At 68.6% G+C, this 15128-nt stretch carries 11 protein-coding genes; 7 read left to right on the top strand and 4 right to left on the bottom strand.

All coding sequences use genetic code 11. From position 1 onward, the window contains the following. Positions 1 to 422: 422 nt before the first annotated feature. Entirely contained in the window at positions 423 to 875 is a 453-nt protein-coding gene (locus ACYVAN_RS10975; RefSeq protein ID WP_460958414.1) for a universal stress protein, read from the bottom strand. A gap of 312 nt (positions 876 to 1187) precedes the next feature. Between ACYVAN_RS10975 and ACYVAN_RS10970 the strand changes: the two genes are divergently transcribed. From ACYVAN_RS10970 to ACYVAN_RS10945, 6 genes are all read left to right on the top strand, one after another. Continuing rightward, complete coding sequence (locus tag ACYVAN_RS10970; RefSeq protein WP_460958412.1) at positions 1188 to 1688, top strand: hypothetical protein; 501 nt, start codon at positions 1188 to 1190, stop codon at positions 1686 to 1688. A 119-nt stretch (positions 1689 to 1807) separates the two neighbouring features. After that, positions 1808 to 2527, top strand: coding sequence for a tRNA (guanosine(46)-N7)-methyltransferase TrmB (gene trmB / locus ACYVAN_RS10965; RefSeq protein ID WP_460958410.1), 720 nt, complete (start codon positions 1808 to 1810; stop codon positions 2525 to 2527). A gap of 674 nt (positions 2528 to 3201) precedes the next feature. Further along, positions 3202 to 5004, top strand: a complete 1803-nt coding sequence (locus ACYVAN_RS10960; RefSeq protein WP_460958408.1) for a sensor histidine kinase — start codon at positions 3202 to 3204, stop codon at positions 5002 to 5004. Between the two features lie 8 nt (positions 5005 to 5012). Then, the gene (locus ACYVAN_RS10955; RefSeq protein WP_460958406.1) at positions 5013 to 5657 is read left to right on the top strand and encodes a response regulator; all 645 of its coding nucleotides are present in this window, start codon (positions 5013 to 5015) and stop codon (positions 5655 to 5657) included. Positions 5658 to 5913: 256 nt separating this feature from the next. Further along, the gene (locus tag ACYVAN_RS10950) at positions 5914 to 7077 is read left to right on the top strand and encodes an RNA-guided endonuclease InsQ/TnpB family protein (RefSeq protein ID WP_460958404.1); all 1164 of its coding nucleotides are present in this window, start codon (positions 5914 to 5916) and stop codon (positions 7075 to 7077) included. Then, positions 7014 to 8345 (top strand): amidohydrolase family protein, encoded by a 1332-nt coding sequence (locus ACYVAN_RS10945; RefSeq protein WP_460958402.1) that lies wholly within the window; start codon positions 7014 to 7016, stop codon positions 8343 to 8345. Before ACYVAN_RS10950 ends, ACYVAN_RS10945 begins: the two co-directional genes overlap by 64 nt. A 69-nt stretch (positions 8346 to 8414) precedes the next feature. Here ACYVAN_RS10945 and ACYVAN_RS10940 read toward each other — a convergent pair whose 3' ends face one another. After that, positions 8415 to 9098 carry an SDR family oxidoreductase gene (locus tag ACYVAN_RS10940; RefSeq protein WP_460958400.1) on the bottom strand — a complete coding sequence of 228 codons (684 nt, stop codon included), beginning with the start codon at positions 9096 to 9098 and terminating at the stop codon, positions 8415 to 8417. Positions 9099 to 9196: 98 nt separating this feature from the next. On the opposite strand from ACYVAN_RS10940, the gene ACYVAN_RS10935 reads away from it, so the two are divergent. Next, positions 9197 to 10510, top strand: a complete 1314-nt coding sequence (locus ACYVAN_RS10935) for an MFS transporter (protein WP_460958398.1) — start codon at positions 9197 to 9199, stop codon at positions 10508 to 10510. Between the two features lie 158 nt (positions 10511 to 10668). On the opposite strand, the gene ACYVAN_RS10930 is transcribed toward ACYVAN_RS10935, so the two are convergent. After that, on the bottom strand, positions 10669 to 12723 hold the full coding sequence (locus tag ACYVAN_RS10930; protein ID WP_460958396.1) for a PhoX family protein: 2055 nt from the start codon (positions 12721 to 12723) through the stop codon (positions 10669 to 10671). Positions 12724 to 12907: 184 nt separating this feature from the next. Continuing rightward, positions 12908 to 14914 carry a PhoX family protein gene (locus tag ACYVAN_RS10925; protein WP_460958394.1) on the bottom strand — a complete coding sequence of 669 codons (2007 nt, stop codon included), beginning with the start codon at positions 14912 to 14914 and terminating at the stop codon, positions 12908 to 12910. Positions 14915 to 15128: the final 214 nt, after the last annotated feature.

The following is a 15128-nucleotide window of genomic DNA, read 5'->3' as shown; positions in this document are numbered from 1 at the left end:
TCACGCCGACCGATAGGATCGGGCAAGATCGAGCTACAGCAGTTTGCTTCGACTCGTCGTTGTGCACCGCCGCAGTTCGGTCTCGCCGCCCTCCGAGTCGATGCGGGTTCGACATCGCCGAGGAGGACGCAGGCACAACCGAACGACCGACTGCACACGCGCTCGGGGGCGCCGCGGTCGGGACGGGGGAGGGCCCGGGCTGTCATTCGGGGGATGGCCCGGGCCCTGTGCTTTCCATGCCCGGCTTTCCATGCCCGGCTTTCCATGCCCGGCTTTCCATGCCCGGCTTTCCAGACCGGTTTTCCAGGCCCGGCTGTCGGCGCCGGCGGTTCCAAGCGGCGCCAGCCGCTTTCACCCCGCACCCAACGGGACCACCCGCAACCGGACCGCCGCACAAACTGGACCACCGAAACCCCGAGAGCTCAAATACTGGGGCGAACGACGAGTACGGGACAGGCGGCGTGCCGCACGCACTGCTCGGCGACCGAGCCCAGCATCAACCCGGCGAATCCGCCTCGCCCGCGGTGTCCGACCACCAGCAGGTCGGCTCCCCGGGACGCCGAGAGCAGGGCTTGCGGCGACGGGGAGTGCACCAGGTGTATCTGCCGGGAAACGACCGAACCGGCGCCGAGCTTGCGCTCGATGATCCGTTCGGTGTCCTCCAGCACCGCCTGCCGGTACTCCTCCATGCTCGGCACGGCGCCGGTCGGGGTATCGGCCGGGCGGGGCGCGGTGCGCAGGCTCCACGCTCGCACCACGTGCAGCGTCGTCCGCCGCCGCTCGGCTTCCTCCACCGCCGCGCTCAGCGCGTGCAGGGAGGATGCGGAGCCGTCCACTCCCACGGCTACGCCGCCGTCGAGGTCCACGCGTTGCATCGTCTGGTCTGGCACTCCTCCACTGCACCGCGCCGGAGGGTTGTTGTCGAGCCGAGAGGCCCGCGAAACACGAGTGGATACCGAGTTGTGACCTTGAGCACAATTCGTGTCATTTTGGTATATTCACCGCGGTTTCTGGTAATGCATTAAGCACAACCTTCTGTCCCGAACCAGCGCCGCTTGGGGACACGCAGCGCCCCGCGGGCGCGCGCTTTGTCAACAGCAGATGGATGGTGGGCCAGAGTGCGTTCCACAGATCGTTCGGTCGTTCCCTCGCAACGAACCGTCCCGGCAACCTCACAATTCACCGACGTGCAGCTGGAGCCCGTTCCCAGGCTGGAGTGGTCGTTGGCCACCGAGGCCCATCCACCCGTGCTGGAGGGGGCGGCCCCTTCCTCGCTGCGCTGCAGCTGGATCCACCGCGCCTCCGAAGAGCAGGTCCTCACGCTGTTCCGCAAGCTCAACGGCGCACATCACAAGCTGCCCGCACCGTGGTGGCTGCGCGCACTCGACCGGGGCGAGCTCCCGTCGAGGAACGCGGCGTTCGAGTTCGAAGACGACCTCCACGAACTGTTGACCGGCCGCCCTGGCTGGTTCTTCGTGCCGTGGCCGATCATCGGCGAGACCGGGTCCTGGGAGTACGGGCCCTCCGACCGCGGGCCGGTGAAGACGCCCACCACGGTGGTCCTGACCGATCGCCACCCTGGTTGGGTAAACGTGATCCCGGCCCACTCGGAACGCGCTCCGCAGCCGCACCGGGTCGGCGGTATCGACGAGCTCCGGTCCGCGCTGCCGCACATCGAGTCGTGGTGAGCACCCTCCGCGACGGTCCGCTCGGCGGGACGGCGGAGATCGGCCGAATCCCGTCGTCCGGGCGCACCGACCGGCTCCGGTAGTCGGCACCGCCGGAAGGTTTGCGATACTGGGTTCTCGTGAGCGCCTCTGACCAGCAAGTCCCCTTCCGCCGCACAGTCGTCAGCTACGTCCAGCGGGGCGAGCGGATGACATCGGGACAGCAGCGAGCCTGGGACGAGTACTGGCCACGGCTGGGCCACGATGTCGCGACGCTGCCCGAGGGGCCGCTCGACGTCGATTCCTGGTTCGGTCGCTCCGCTCCGGTGGTGCTGGAGATCGGATCCGGCATGGGCGAAACGACCTCGCAACTGGCCGCCGCCGAACCCGAGCGCGATCACCTGGCCATCGAGGTCTACAAGCCGGGTCTGGCGCAGCTGCTGCTGCGTGGCGAAAAGCTGGCGCTCGAGAACCTGCGCGTACTGCGCGGCGACGCGACCGTGCTGCTGCGCGACCACATCGAGCCCGCATCGCTGTCCGAAGTGCGGATCTACTTCCCGGACCCGTGGCCGAAGAAGCGGCACCACAAGCGTCGGCTGGTGCAGCCCGACACCATCGCGCTGGTCACTTCCCGGCTCGTACCGGGCGGGGTCCTGCACCTGGCCACCGATTGGGAGAGCTACGCGGAGCAGATGCTCGAGGTCTGCGACGCCGAACCCGCCCTGCGGAATCGGCACGCCGGTGAGCCCGGCGGCTGGGCTCCGCGGCCGGAGTGGCGCCCGGTGACGAAGTTCGAGAACCGCGCCCACGAAGAAGGCCGGATCATCCGCGATCTGATCTTCGAGCGGATATCGGATTGAGTTGTTCGTCCATTCTGCGGCGAAACCACCCGGTCGTGTGATCGGATATCACCGATCAAGTGAGATTCCACGTCCCCCGGTCGAACGGCCCCACGTTGACCGGCTTCGGCCGGACCACGTGCCGGCGAGCGTTGGCGTTCACCCCGGCGACCTGCCCGAAGCCGGGAGTCCGCCGCGGCGGACTCCGGCGGCCGGCCCGACCGCGGGGCGGGATCGAAATCGAACCCGATCGGAGCCGACATCCACTTTTTCCCGTGGTGGCAACCATTCGCGGTGGATCGCCCGGTGTCCCTACGCGTCGGTGAGCACCGAACTCACCGCCATCAACAGCAGTACCCCCATGGCCACCACGGTTCCGGTCACCGCCAGCACGCTCGTAATCATCCGTCTGCTCCCTCTCGGGTCGTTGTACTTGCACCTCCCACAGAGTCGCTGCTGATCCGTTCACGGCAAATCGGCCATGTGGCTTGTGTGCTCCTGACCGAACGTGGCGCCCCCGCATCGATCGGCCTACTGCGGCCCTACCCAGCCGTTCCGGTGTCGGGAACCGTGCCACCGCACCTCGGAGAGCGGTGTGCGCCGCCCACCGCCAACCGCGCGTCTCGGCCGAACAGCCGGGTATTCCGACCACTCGGCCAACCGAACCCGCGCGAGGAACCATCTACGGTGCGGTGGTGCGCACTTCGCAAGACCCGAACACCGCGGTGTGGGCCGCGCGGCTCGCGATGATCCTGCTGAGTAGACGAGCCCTGATCGTGCTGCTCGTGGCAGCATGGGCGCTCGAAGCACTGATGCTGTCCGGGTCCCTGGCCAGAGCCGAGCCGCTGACCCTGGTCCTCAACGCGCTCGCCGTCGTCGCCGCCTCCTGGGCGCGCACCCGGCCGTTCCTGAGCCTGTTCGCGCTGGCCGGGCTGTTCCCGTTCTCGGCACTGGCACACGGTGTGTTTGGGAGTGCTCCCACCACGATCGGGCTGGCCACCCCCACCGAGACCGTCGCCGTCCTGCTCGTGGTGCTGCACCTCGTCCGGTCCCGGCCACTACGGCTGGCCGCGCCCGCGGTGGGGGCATCGGCCGCCGTCATCCTTCTCGCGGGATTCGTGCGGGAGCAGTACTTCAACCCGAACGGGGTCGCGTTCAACGCACTGCTGCTCATGCTGACCGCCGGGACCGCGCTCTACCTGCGGCACCAGCGTTCGGCAGCGATCAACACACCACTCGGGCAACTGCTGAGCAGCCAATGGCCCGTGATGGCCGCTCTGTCGACCGTCCTGTTCCTCGAACTGATCAACAGCGACTTCGGGTTCTCCGACAACCTGCTGTTCCTGTGCTCGGCCGTGATGTCCGGGCTCGCGGTGATCGCTCCGATGCGCCCGACCGAAACCACCGTGCTCGGCGCGCTGACCCTGCTGCTCACCACGATGCTCCTGCAGGTAACGGGCACCACCGGAGACGGCTTCCTGCTGTCCGGCATCCCGTACGGCGCCCACGCCGCCAGCATGCTCCTACTGGCGTTCGTCACCCGCTCGGCAGCACCCCGGCAAGCGGCCTACGCGGTATCCGTACTGCTCGCGACCTGCCTGTACACCACGTTCGCGTCGAGCGACTCGTTGTGGCAGCCGTTCTCCCAGCTCGTGCAGACCGGGCTGGTCGGCGGACTGTTCTCCGCTCTGTCGGTGGGTACGGGACTGTACTTCCGGGCGCGCGACACCGAACGCGCCCGTTCGGTCCGCGCGGCGGTTTCCCAGGCCCAGCAGGAGGAACGACTGGCGCTGGCCCGTGAACTGCACGACGTGGTCGCGCACCACGTGACCGGCATCGTCGTGCAAGCCCAAGCCGCTCAGCTGGTGGCGGGCAAGAATCCCGAAGCCGCCGCCGATGCGCTGACCCGCATCTCGCACAGCGGAACCGAGGCGCTGGCCGCGATGCGGCGACTCGTCAGCAGCATGCGCGATGCCGATTCGACCGATTCCTCCGGATCGATGGAGCAGGCGAGCACGGACCTGCGGGGAGACCTGGAGGCGCTCGCCCTGCGTACCAACCGGCTGGCCGCCGAGAATCCCGATGCGGCGCGCCTCGAACTCGACATCGAACTGACCAGGGACATTCCGCAGGACGTCGCCCGATCCGCGCTCCGGCTGGCGCAGGAGTCCCTCACCAACGTCGAGAAGCACGCACTCGACGCGACCCTCGTCCGGATCACCGTCAGCACGTCGGAAAGCTACCTGCACGTTCTGGTCAGCGACAACGGCGAGGGCAAGCGCGCGCAACCCGCTGGAGGTTCCGGCGGATACGGTTTGGTCGGCATGCGGGAGCGGGTCGAACTGGTCGGGGGCCGGTTCCGGGTCGGGCCCAGCGGTTCGGGGTGGCGGGTCGAAGCGTGGTTGCCGTTGGAGAACGGCGACAGCCGGCCGGACGACGCCCGGCCCTCCCCGGCCCCGGCCATCCACCAGAGTCGAGAAGTCGAGAGGGAAACATGATCCGGGTGATGATCGCCGACGATCAGGAGATGGTCCGGGCCGGTTTCCGGATGATCCTGGAATCCCAGGACGACATCGAGGTGGTCGCCGACGTGTCGAACGGGACCGACGCGGTGCGGCTGGCCAAGGAGAAGCGTCCCGACGTGTGCCTGATGGACATCCGCATGCCCGGCATGGACGGGTTGGAGGCCACCAAGCAGCTGGCAGGCTCGAACGCGACGGACCCGATCAAGGTCGTGGTGGTGACCACGTTCGACCTGGACGAGTACGTCTCGGCCGCGCTTTCGAACGGTGCCAGCGGTTTCCTGCTCAAGGACGCGGGTCCCGCACTGCTCATCGAGGCGCTCCACGCGGCGGTGCGCGGCGATGCCCTCGTGTCGCCGCAGATCACCGTTCGGCTGCTCAAACACTTCGCCCAGCCGGATCGACCGGAGCGACGGGCACTGCCCCCGGCCGAGGGACTCACGCAGCGCGAACTCGACGTCGTGCGGGCCACCGCCCGCGGGCTGACCAACACCGAGATCGGCCAGGAGCTGTTCATGTCGCTGTCGACGGTGAAGACGCATCTGGCCGCCGCCCAGTCGAAGATCAACGCCCGGAACCGGGTGGAAACCGCTTCCTGGGCGTGGCGGACCGGTCTGATGGACGATTGAGGACCGCTCGACCGTGAATCGCCCGGCCGGTTGACCGAGGAAAGACGGACTCAGGGGCCGAGGCGTCGAACCGGTACGACGAACAAACTGGCCGCATGATCCGGATTTCCCCGAAGGACATCGCGTGGCTGGTCGTCCTGCACATCGTGGTGCTGCTGGCCGGCGTGGTGATGTGGAACTCGACGACCACCTTCGGCGGGGGTCCTTAGCTGTTCGGGGTTATGAGTAAAAGCGTGTCGGTTTGTGTTGAGCTGTCATGGTTGAAGGAGTGGGCGCGTGGGCAGGGTGTTTCGTATCGGACTGCGCTGAACTGGTTCCATGCGGGTGCGCTGCCCGCGCCCGCTCGTCAGCTCGATACCGGCACGATCCTTGTCGAATCGTCCGCCGAACCGTCTGGTCGCACGGTGTTTACTGCCGCGTGTCCAGCGCGACGACCTGGAGCGCCAGGCTGGACGCGTCGCTACTGAATGCGGCGAGCGCGGCATTGTCTGGGATCGCACCGTCACCGAGGTCGGCTCCTGGTCGGTGGTTCGTGTCGTTTTCGGTGGAGGTCGCCCAGGCTGAGCCGTCTCCCGCGAGTCATGGCGGCACAGTTGGTGTCGATCTCGGGGTGAAGTCCCTCGCGGTGCTCTCCACGGGCGAGGCCATCGCCAACCCGAAACACCTCGAAGCCGCACAGAACGAACTCCGACGGTTGCAGCGGACGGCCGCTCGCCGGGCAGGCCCGGATAAGCGCACCGGCCGGAAGCCGTCGAACCGGTGGCGCGCGACGCAGGCCCGCATCAGCAAGTTGCACACCGCTGTGGCCCACGCCCGGACCGATGGGCTGCACAAGCTCTCCACCCGCCTGGTGGAGGAGTTCGACACGATCGTCGTGGAAGACCTCAACGTGGCCGGGATGGTCCGCAACCGCACGCTCACCCGCGCTGTCTCCGACGTCGGGATGGGTGAGTTGCGTCGCCAGCTCGACTACAAAACCCGCTGGCACGGGCGCGGGCTCGTCGTGGCCGACCGGTTCTACCCCAGCTCGAAAACCTGCTCGGATTGTGGCGTGGTGAAAGCCAAACTGCGCCTGTCCGAACGGACCTTCACCTGCGAGCACTGCGGCCACACCGCCGATCGCGACCTCAACGCGGCCCGCAACCTCGCCCACCTGGCCGAGACCGCGGGCAGCACGTCCTCCCCGAGTTGCGGGGCGACAACAAACGAGCCCGCTGGAAACCCACGTAAGACCAGCTCGCTGGCACCGGGTACCGCCACGAGAAGACCCGCCGGGTCAACGCCGCGTAGCAATACGACGGCTCAGGAACACACTGACACGTTCCCTGCACGGATGACTCCGGCACAATGCTGGCCATGCCGATCGCTCTCCGCCTGCACGCACCGATGGCCCTGCCCTGCGACGCACCGTGCTCGGTGATCCGCGACGCTGTCGTGGACGTCGACGACACCGGGCGCGTCTTCTACTGCGGCCCCCGGTCCCAGGCCCCCGCGCGCCCTCTGGAAGCGCAGGTGCGGGAGTGCAGCGGGATCCTGCTTGCCGGGCTGGTCAACGCGCATGCGCACAGCCCGATGACCCTGCTGCGCGGAATGGGCGGCGACCTGCCGCTGCTGCGCTGGCTGCGCGAAGTCATCTGGCCGGCCGAAGCACGGCTGCGCTACTCCGACGTGCGCGCCGGGATGGAGCTCGGCAGCGTGGAGATGCTCCGCTCCGGCGTGACCACCAGTGCGGAGATGTACTTCACAGGGGAGGCCGTCGCCGAGGCGGGGCTCGCGGTCGGCTCCCGGCTGGTGCTGACTCCGGCGGTGATCTCGACCCCCGAGATGAGCGAACTCGGCAGCTGGCAGGACATGGTCGACGGGATCAGCCGCTGGATCGACGCCGACGGGCTGCGCTTCGGGCCCGGTGAGCGGATCGAGCTGGGCTACGGCCCGCACTCGGCGTACACGCTGCCGCCCGAGGCGCTCCAGGCGATCGGTGCGGCCGCGCAGCAGCGCGGAGCGCTCGTCCACACGCACGTGGCCGAAACAGCGGACGAGGACCAGAAGCAGCGCGAAACGTTCGGTTCGGTGCCGAAGCTGCTCGCGGAGCTCGGCGTGCTGGACGGGCGGACGCTCGCCGCGCACGCCGTGCACCTCGACGACGCCGACATCGACGTCCTCGCCCGCCATGGAGCCGGGATCGCGCACTGCCCCGGGTCGAACGCGAAGCTCGCCTCCGGCACCGCCCGGCTGGTCGACCTGCTCGCGGCGGGCGTCCCGGTCGGGCTGGGAACCGACGGCCCTTCCAGCAACGACGATCTGGACCTGTGGGAGGAAGTGCAGCTGGCGGGCATGCTCGCCCGGCTTTCCTCCGGAGACACCACCGCGCTGACCGCGAGCGCCGCGCTGCTGGCGGCGACTCGCGGAGGTGCGCAGGCGATGCGGCGCCCCGATATCGGCAGCCTCGAAGCGGGGAACTGGGCCGACATCGTGCACATGGACGTGGACGACCCGTCGTTCGCCACGGGGCTGGACGTGCCGGACTCACAGGTGTTGGCGAACGTGGTGTGGGCGGCCGGTTCCCGCTGCGTGCGGGATGTCTGGGTGGCAGGTGAAGAAGTGCTGCACGATCGCGAACCCACCCGGGTGGACCGCCGTTCGGTGCAGGCGGCAGCCCGGACGGCCGCTACGCACATCCGCGGCTGAGCGGAGTTCCCGTACCGGACGGGATCCGGTTGCCGAGGCGATCCGTGGGCGAACCGCCTCGGCGTTCGCTCAGGACGGGCGCACGATGATCTCGGTTTGGTGGGCGTCGGCCGAGGCGTTCACGGCCGAAACGACCGGGGCCGCGACGGAGTCCACGTGCAGGTAGCGCTCCGGCTCGAACTCGCCACCTTCCGCCGCGCGGACCTCGCGCTGCATGTCGGTGGCGACGCGGCCGGGGAAGACCGAGGTCACACGCACGCCACTGCCCGATTCCTCGGAGCGCAGCACGTCGGCGAACGCGCGCAGGGCGAACTTGCTCGCCGCGTAGGCGCCCCAGTTCGGTTTGGCCGCGAGCCCGGCGCCGGAGTTGATCAGGACCACGTGTCCCCGCGCCGCGCGCAACGCGGGCAGCAACATCCGCGTCAGCTCGGTAACGGCGAAGAGGTTCAATTCGAAGGTTCGGCGCCAGGAGTCGGCGGTGGTGTCGGCCAACGAACCCAGTTCGACGATGCCCGCGCTGTGCACGAGCACGTCGAGCCGTTCGATGTCGGCGGCGGCTGCTGCGACGGCCTCGTCGTCGGTGAGTTCGACGGGCCAGGGAGTGGCTCCGGGGAGTTCGGCGGCCAGGGAGTTCAACGCATCACCGTCGCGGCCTCCGAGAAGCAGGTCGTGCGTCTCGGAGAGGGAGCGGGCGACCGCTGCACCGATGCCACGTGAGGCGCCGGTGACCAGTGCAATCGGACGAGAAGACATGCCGCAACCGTATCCGTGCGCGTGGTGAACGCCCGAATGCGGGCAGGCCCGGCATCGCGGGGTTGACCGCGCTCGCGGTTGGCCATAGGAATCTTCGAGTGAACAGCGCTATATCGACCACGGCGGACCCGGGAAACCGGATCGTCCGCAAGGTGTCACTTCGGCTGATGCCCTTCCTCTGCCTGCTGTACTTCATCAACTACCTGGACCGGGTGAACATCGGATTCGCCGGCCCCAACGGCATGAACGAGGAACTCGGTCTGTCCCCCACGCTGTTCGGGTTCGCCGCCGGGGTCTTCTTCCTCGGATACCTGCTGCTGGAAGTGCCGAGCAATCTCGCCCTGCACCGGTTCGGCGCGCGGAAGTGGCTGGCCCGGATCATGGTCACGTGGGGCCTGGTCGCCACCGCGATGGCGTTCGTGTCGAGCCCGGCGGCGCTGATCGTGCTGCGCTTCCTGCTCGGCGTCGCCGAAGCGGGCTTCTTCCCGGGCATCATCCTCTACCTGACCTACTGGTTCCCGGCCGCGCAGCGCGCCAAGGCGGTGTCGCTGTTCATGGTGGCCGTGCCGGTTTCCAGCGCCGTCGGCGCGACCGTGTCGAGCGTGTTGATCAGTGCCGGTGACGGCGTGTTCGGCCTCTCCGGCTGGCGGTTCATGTTCCTCGTCGAAGGAGTGCCCGCGCTCCTGCTGGCCGCGGCGACCTGGTTCTACCTGACCGATCGGCCCTCCGAGGCGAAGTGGCTCACCGAAGAGGAGCGGGACTGGTTGACCGCCGAGTTGGCCGCCGAGCGGGAGCGGACCGATGCGAACCATCATTGGCCACTGCGCAAGGCGTTGACGCATCCGCGGGTGCTGGCGCTGGCCTTCGTCTACTTCGGCATCGCCTACGGGCTCTACGCGCTCGGGTTCTTCCTCCCGTTGATCATCGCCGGTTTCGAGCAGCAGTACGGCACGAACCTGTCGGTCATCCAGTCCGGCCTGGTCACCGCCGTCCCGTACGTCGTCGGTGCGGTAGCGATGGTCTTCTGGGCGGCGCACGGCGACCGCACCCGCGAGCGGGTGTGGCACGTGGCCCTGCCGATGCTGCTGGGCGGGATCAGCATTCCCGTCGCGCTCTACCTGGGCAATCCTTACGCGGCGATGGTCGCGGTGACGCTGTGCGCGGTGGGCGTGTGCTCCGCGTTGCCGACATTCTGGGCGTTGCCGAGCAGCTTCCTCTCCGGCGCGGCGGCCGCGGGCGGTATCGCGATGATCAACTCGCTCGGGAACATCAGCGGGTTCGCGGCGCCCTACGTGACCGGTGTTCTCACGGACGTGACCGGCACCCAGCGGGCCGGGCTGTGGGTCGTCGGGGTCGTGATGGTCGGGGCCGCCGCCGTCGTGCTCGCGCTGCGAGCGGCTCCCCGCACCTGACCACCGGCGTTCGCAGGACCGGAACGGCGAGCGCGAACACGCCACGAGGGCCCCTGGATGCCAGGAGCCCCCGCGCTCGCCATCCGGTCGGAGTCCCACCCCGGGCGGGGCGGGTCGGCCTCGTCGCGTCGTGGCGAAGCGACGTGACGAGGCGCCGGTCAGCGGCCGATCTCGCCGCCTCCGGCACGCCACACCGCCGCCACGGACGGGCGGGGCTGGGAGTCACCACCGTCGGGCCAGTGCGAGGTCGGTCCCTCGTCGCTCTCGCCCGGGTGCTGCACCGAGACGGTGATCAGGTCGTCCTGGATCACCGGCCCGCAGGTTTCGGCGCCGATCGGCACGGTCAGGAACTGCTTGACGTGGCCCCGCTCCGGCCCGTCCACCGGCACCGCGAACAACCCGTCGTTGGCATCCAGCCCGTTGCCGTCAGTGGAGATCCACAGGTTGCCGTGCCGGTCGAAGGCGACGTTGTCCGGGCACGAGATCGGGCTGACCGCGCTCTTGTCGAAGCCGCCGAAGTAGGTGCCGGCGTCGGCCGGGTCGCCGCAGACCAGCAGCAGGTTCCAACCGAACGCGGTGCCGGTCGCGTCGTCGTCGAACTCCAGCACGTGTCCGTGCTTGTTGCCCACGCGCGGGTTGGCTTCGTCGGGCGCGGCGTTGCCCTCGGAACCGCGGTTGGAGTTGTTGGTCAGGGCGCAGTACACGCGGCCGTTGACCGGGTTCGGCTCGATGTCCTCCGGGCGGTCCATCTTGGTGGCCCCGACCGCGTCGGCCGCCAGCCGGGTGAACACGTGGACTTCCTCGGCGGTGAAGCCGGCGACGAACGACTTGTCGCCCGCGGCCAGCGGGATCCACTCGCCCTTGCCGTCGAACGCTCCGTCCGAGGGCAGTTCGCCGCTGCCGTCGATCTCCGATTCGGGGCTGTTGCCGGTGAATCGGGCGACGTAGAGCGTGCCGTCGTCGAGCAGGGCGGAGTTGTGTCGCCGGGCGTGCGCGCTCGTGCCCTTCTTGACCTTGCCGCGGGAGATGAACTTGTAGATGTAGTCGAACCGCTCGTCATCGCCCATGTACGCGACGACGCGACCGTCGTCGGCGACCTTGACGGTGGCACCTTCGTGCTTGAACCTGCCGAGCGCGGTGTGCTTGATCGGGGTCGAGTTCGGATCGTTCGGGTCGATCTCGACCACCCAGCCGAACCGGTTCGGCTCGTTCGGCTCCTGCCCGATGTCCCAACGCTTGTCGAACAGCTCCCACTTGCGGTCGCTGGCGCCTGCGCTGAAGCCGTAGCGGTCGAGGCGTTCCTTCGCCTTCGGGTCGGTCACGGCGTCGGCGTTGGCGAAGTACTGGTGGATGTTCTCCTCACCGGAGAGCACCGTTCCCCACGGGGTGACACCGCCCGCGCAGTTGTTCTGCGTCCCGAAGATGCGCGTGCCGGTCGGGTCGGCGGAGGTCCGGAGCAGTTCGCTGCCCGCCGCGGGGCCGCGCACCTCGAACTCGGTGTTGAGCGTGATGCGGCGGTTGAAGCCACTCGGCTGCGGGGTGAGTCCGCCCTTGGGATCCCGGCCGACGAGGACGACTGACAGGCCGTGCGCGGCCCACGCGGTGCGAACCTGCTCTTCGGTGGGGTTCGCCTCGTCGTAGTCCGGGAACATGCGGACTTCGGTGGTGTACTCGTGGTTGACCACCAGCAGGGCGGTGTTGCCGTGGCCGCCCAGCGGGATCAGTCCGGCGAAGTCGTTGTTGTAGCCGAACTGCTGTTCCTGCGCCTCGGGGGTCTGGTTGTGGAAGTCGAACTCGGGGCCGCCGGGCACGATCGGGTCGCCCCAGCGGATCACGATGCCCTGCTCATAGCCTTCCGGAACCACGAGCGCGTCCCGCGAGTTGGGCGCGACCGGCTTGAAGTCGGTGCCGGGAGTGGGTTGCCCGGAGGCCGCGGCGCCGGGAGCCTGCCCCGGCTGGGCGACAGCCGCTCCGCCGAGGGCCGCCGCCCCACCGACCGACAGTGCCAGCACACCACTTGCCTTGAGGGCTCCGCGACGGCTCAGCACGTTCTCGACGATGTCGCCGAAGTAGGCGTTGTCCGAGGTGTTGGGCGCGTCGTGGGCGCAAGCGTTGCCGCACCGGTACTTGCACGTCAGGGAAGAGCGGCGAGCCGAGTGGTTCGACAGCAGGGGGAGCGGGATGACTCGCCCGTTATCCGGCTGGGAAGGCAAGCGGACCTCCATGAGCGCTTCGGTGGGAACACCGGAACGCTATGCGGCCCAAGCGAGGAAACTCGGACGAAAAGGTGAACGGACTTCGAACTCGAGAAGCCCACTTGTACTCACTCGTCCGAGTGAAATGCCGGGCAATGAGCTGCGCCGGTTCGTCGAGGAACCGACACAGCCCATGCCTGACTCACCGCCAGACGGCCACCACGGAGGGGCGCGGTTGCGACTGACCGCCATCCGGCCAGTGCGAGGCCGGGTGGTCGGCGTCAGCACCGTCCACCTCACCCGGGTGCTGCGCCGAAACCAGCACCAGATCACTCCCGATCACCGGCCCGCACGCTTCCGCACCACGCGGCACGCTGAGGAACTGCGACACGTGACCTCGCTCCGGGCCGTCCAGCGGCACCGCGTACAAACCGTCGTTGTAGCCGAGTGCCGCCTTTGAATCCGTGGTGATCCACAGGTTTCCGGCCGCGTCGAAGGCGAGGTTGTCCGGACAGGCGATCGGCGAGACCTCGCTCTTGTCGAACCCGCCGAAGTAGGTGCTCGGATCGTCCGGATCACCGCACACCAGCAGCAGCCGCCACGCGAACGCGGTCCCGGCCGCGTCGTCGTCGATCTCCAGGACTTGGCCGTGCTTGTTCTCGTCTCGGGGGTTCACCTCGTCCGCACCGGCCTCGCCCTCGGTGCCGCGCAGGGAGTTGTTGGTCAGCGCGCAGTAGACCCGGCCGGTGTTCGGATGGGGCTGCACGTCCTCCGGCCGATCCATCTTCGTCGCGCCGACCGAATCCGCCGCGAGCCGGGTGAACACGTACACCTCGTTCGCCGTCATCTCCGGCACGAAGCTGACGTCGTTGTGCGCCAACGGGATCCACTCTCCCCGGCCGTCGAACTCGCCGTCGGAGGGCAACCGGCCGCTGCCGTCGATCTCCGATTCGGGGCTGTCGCCGGTGAACCGGGCGACGTACAGCGTGCCCGCATCGAGCAGGCCCATGTTGTGCCGGCGCGCGTGCCCGCTCGCACCGGGTTTCACGCGACCGTCCGAGACGAACTTGTAGAGGTACTCGAACCGCTCGTCATCACCCATGTAGGCCACGACCCGGCCGTCGTCGGCCACGTGGACGTTCGCGCCCTCGTGCTTGAACCGGCCCATCGCGGTGTGCTTGACCGGCGTGGACTCCGGGTCGTACGGGTCGATCTCGACGATCCAACCGAACCGGTTCGACTCGTTGACCTGCTTGGCCAGGTCCCAGCGGGAGTCGAACCGTTCCCACTTGCGCTCCGTCGGGCCGGCTTCGAACCCGTAGCGTTCGAGCCGGGCCCGCGTGTCCGGATCGGTGACCTGCTCGGCGTTGGCGAAGTAGAAGTGGATGTTCTCCTCACCCGACAGGATCGTGCCCCACGGCGTCACCCCGCCCGCGCAGTTGTTCATCGTGCCGAAGGCGGTGGTGCCGGTCGGCTCCGCCGGAGTCTTCAGCAGGTCGCTGCCCGCGGCCGGTCCGCGCAGTTCGAACCGGGAGTTCAGGGTGATCCGCCGGTTGAGCCCGTCCTGGAGCACTCGGGGCGCACCCGACCCGGTTTCGAGAACGACCACCGAAAGCCCGTGCGCCGCCCACGCGACCCGGACCTGGTTCTCCGTGGGGTTGTCCGGGTCGTAGCCCCGGAACAGGAACTCCTCCGAGGTGTACTCGTGGTTGTTCACCATCAGTCGCCGGTGCCCCGGCAACGGCAACAGGGCGCAGAAATCGTTGTTGAAGCCGAACTGCCCCGCCTGCGCCTCGGGCGTCTGATCGTCGAAGTCGAATTCCGGCGCACCCGGCAGGATCGGGTCGCCCCAGCGAACCACGACCCTCTGCTCGTAGCCCTCCGGGACGACCACGGCGTCCTCGGTGTTCGGCTGCACGGGGACGAAATCCCACCCGCGGGGCGAGTTTCCCGAGGCGGACGGAGCCGCGGCCGCACCGTTCGCGAGCGTGCCGGTGACCGCACCCCCGACCGCGACCACGGCACCTGCCCGGAGCAGTCCGCGCCGGTTGATCGCCCGCTGGACGAGATCACCGAAGTAGGTGTTCTCCGAGGGGTTCGGCGGGTGCTTCGCGCACTGGTCACCGCAGCGGTAGCGGCACGTGGCGCTCGCCCGGCGCGGGGTCAGCAGCGGCAGCGCGAGCCGCTCGTCATCCGGTCGTGGTGACACCCGGAACCTCCCAATGCTTCGAGAATGATCACAGGAGGTTATGCCACCACTACCGAACAGTGAACAGTTCTGGGAAAGACGGCGATTCTTGCTGCCCGTGAATCACCCGATTCACGCCTGTTCGCCGACAACGGCGGCCTCCGCTGGGACCTAATGCGGATCACGTCCGCGCGAACCGATCAACAACAGTCCGGCCAGGAGCATGCTCGACGTC

The organism is Parasphingorhabdus pacifica, assembly GCF_054779195.1.
This window is presented reverse-complemented; position numbering and strand designations above follow the sequence as displayed.

What these genes read in the sequence shown, in the direction of transcription:
- ACYVAN_RS10975 (WP_460958414.1), bottom strand. Translation starts at nt 875, where the DNA reads ATGCAACGCGTGGACCTCGACGGCGGCGTAGCCGTGGGAGTGGACGGC.
- ACYVAN_RS10955 (WP_460958406.1), top strand. Translation starts at nt 5,013, where the DNA reads ATGATCGCCGACGATCAGGAGATGGTCCGGGCCGGTTTCCGGATGATC.
- ACYVAN_RS10950 (WP_460958404.1), top strand. Translation starts at nt 5,914, where the DNA reads ATGGTTGAAGGAGTGGGCGCGTGGGCAGGGTGTTTCGTATCGGACTGC.
- ACYVAN_RS10945 (WP_460958402.1), top strand. Translation starts at nt 7,014, where the DNA reads ATGCCGATCGCTCTCCGCCTGCACGCACCGATGGCCCTGCCCTGCGAC.
- ACYVAN_RS10940 (WP_460958400.1), bottom strand. Translation starts at nt 9,098, where the DNA reads ATGTCTTCTCGTCCGATTGCACTGGTCACCGGCGCCTCACGTGGCATC.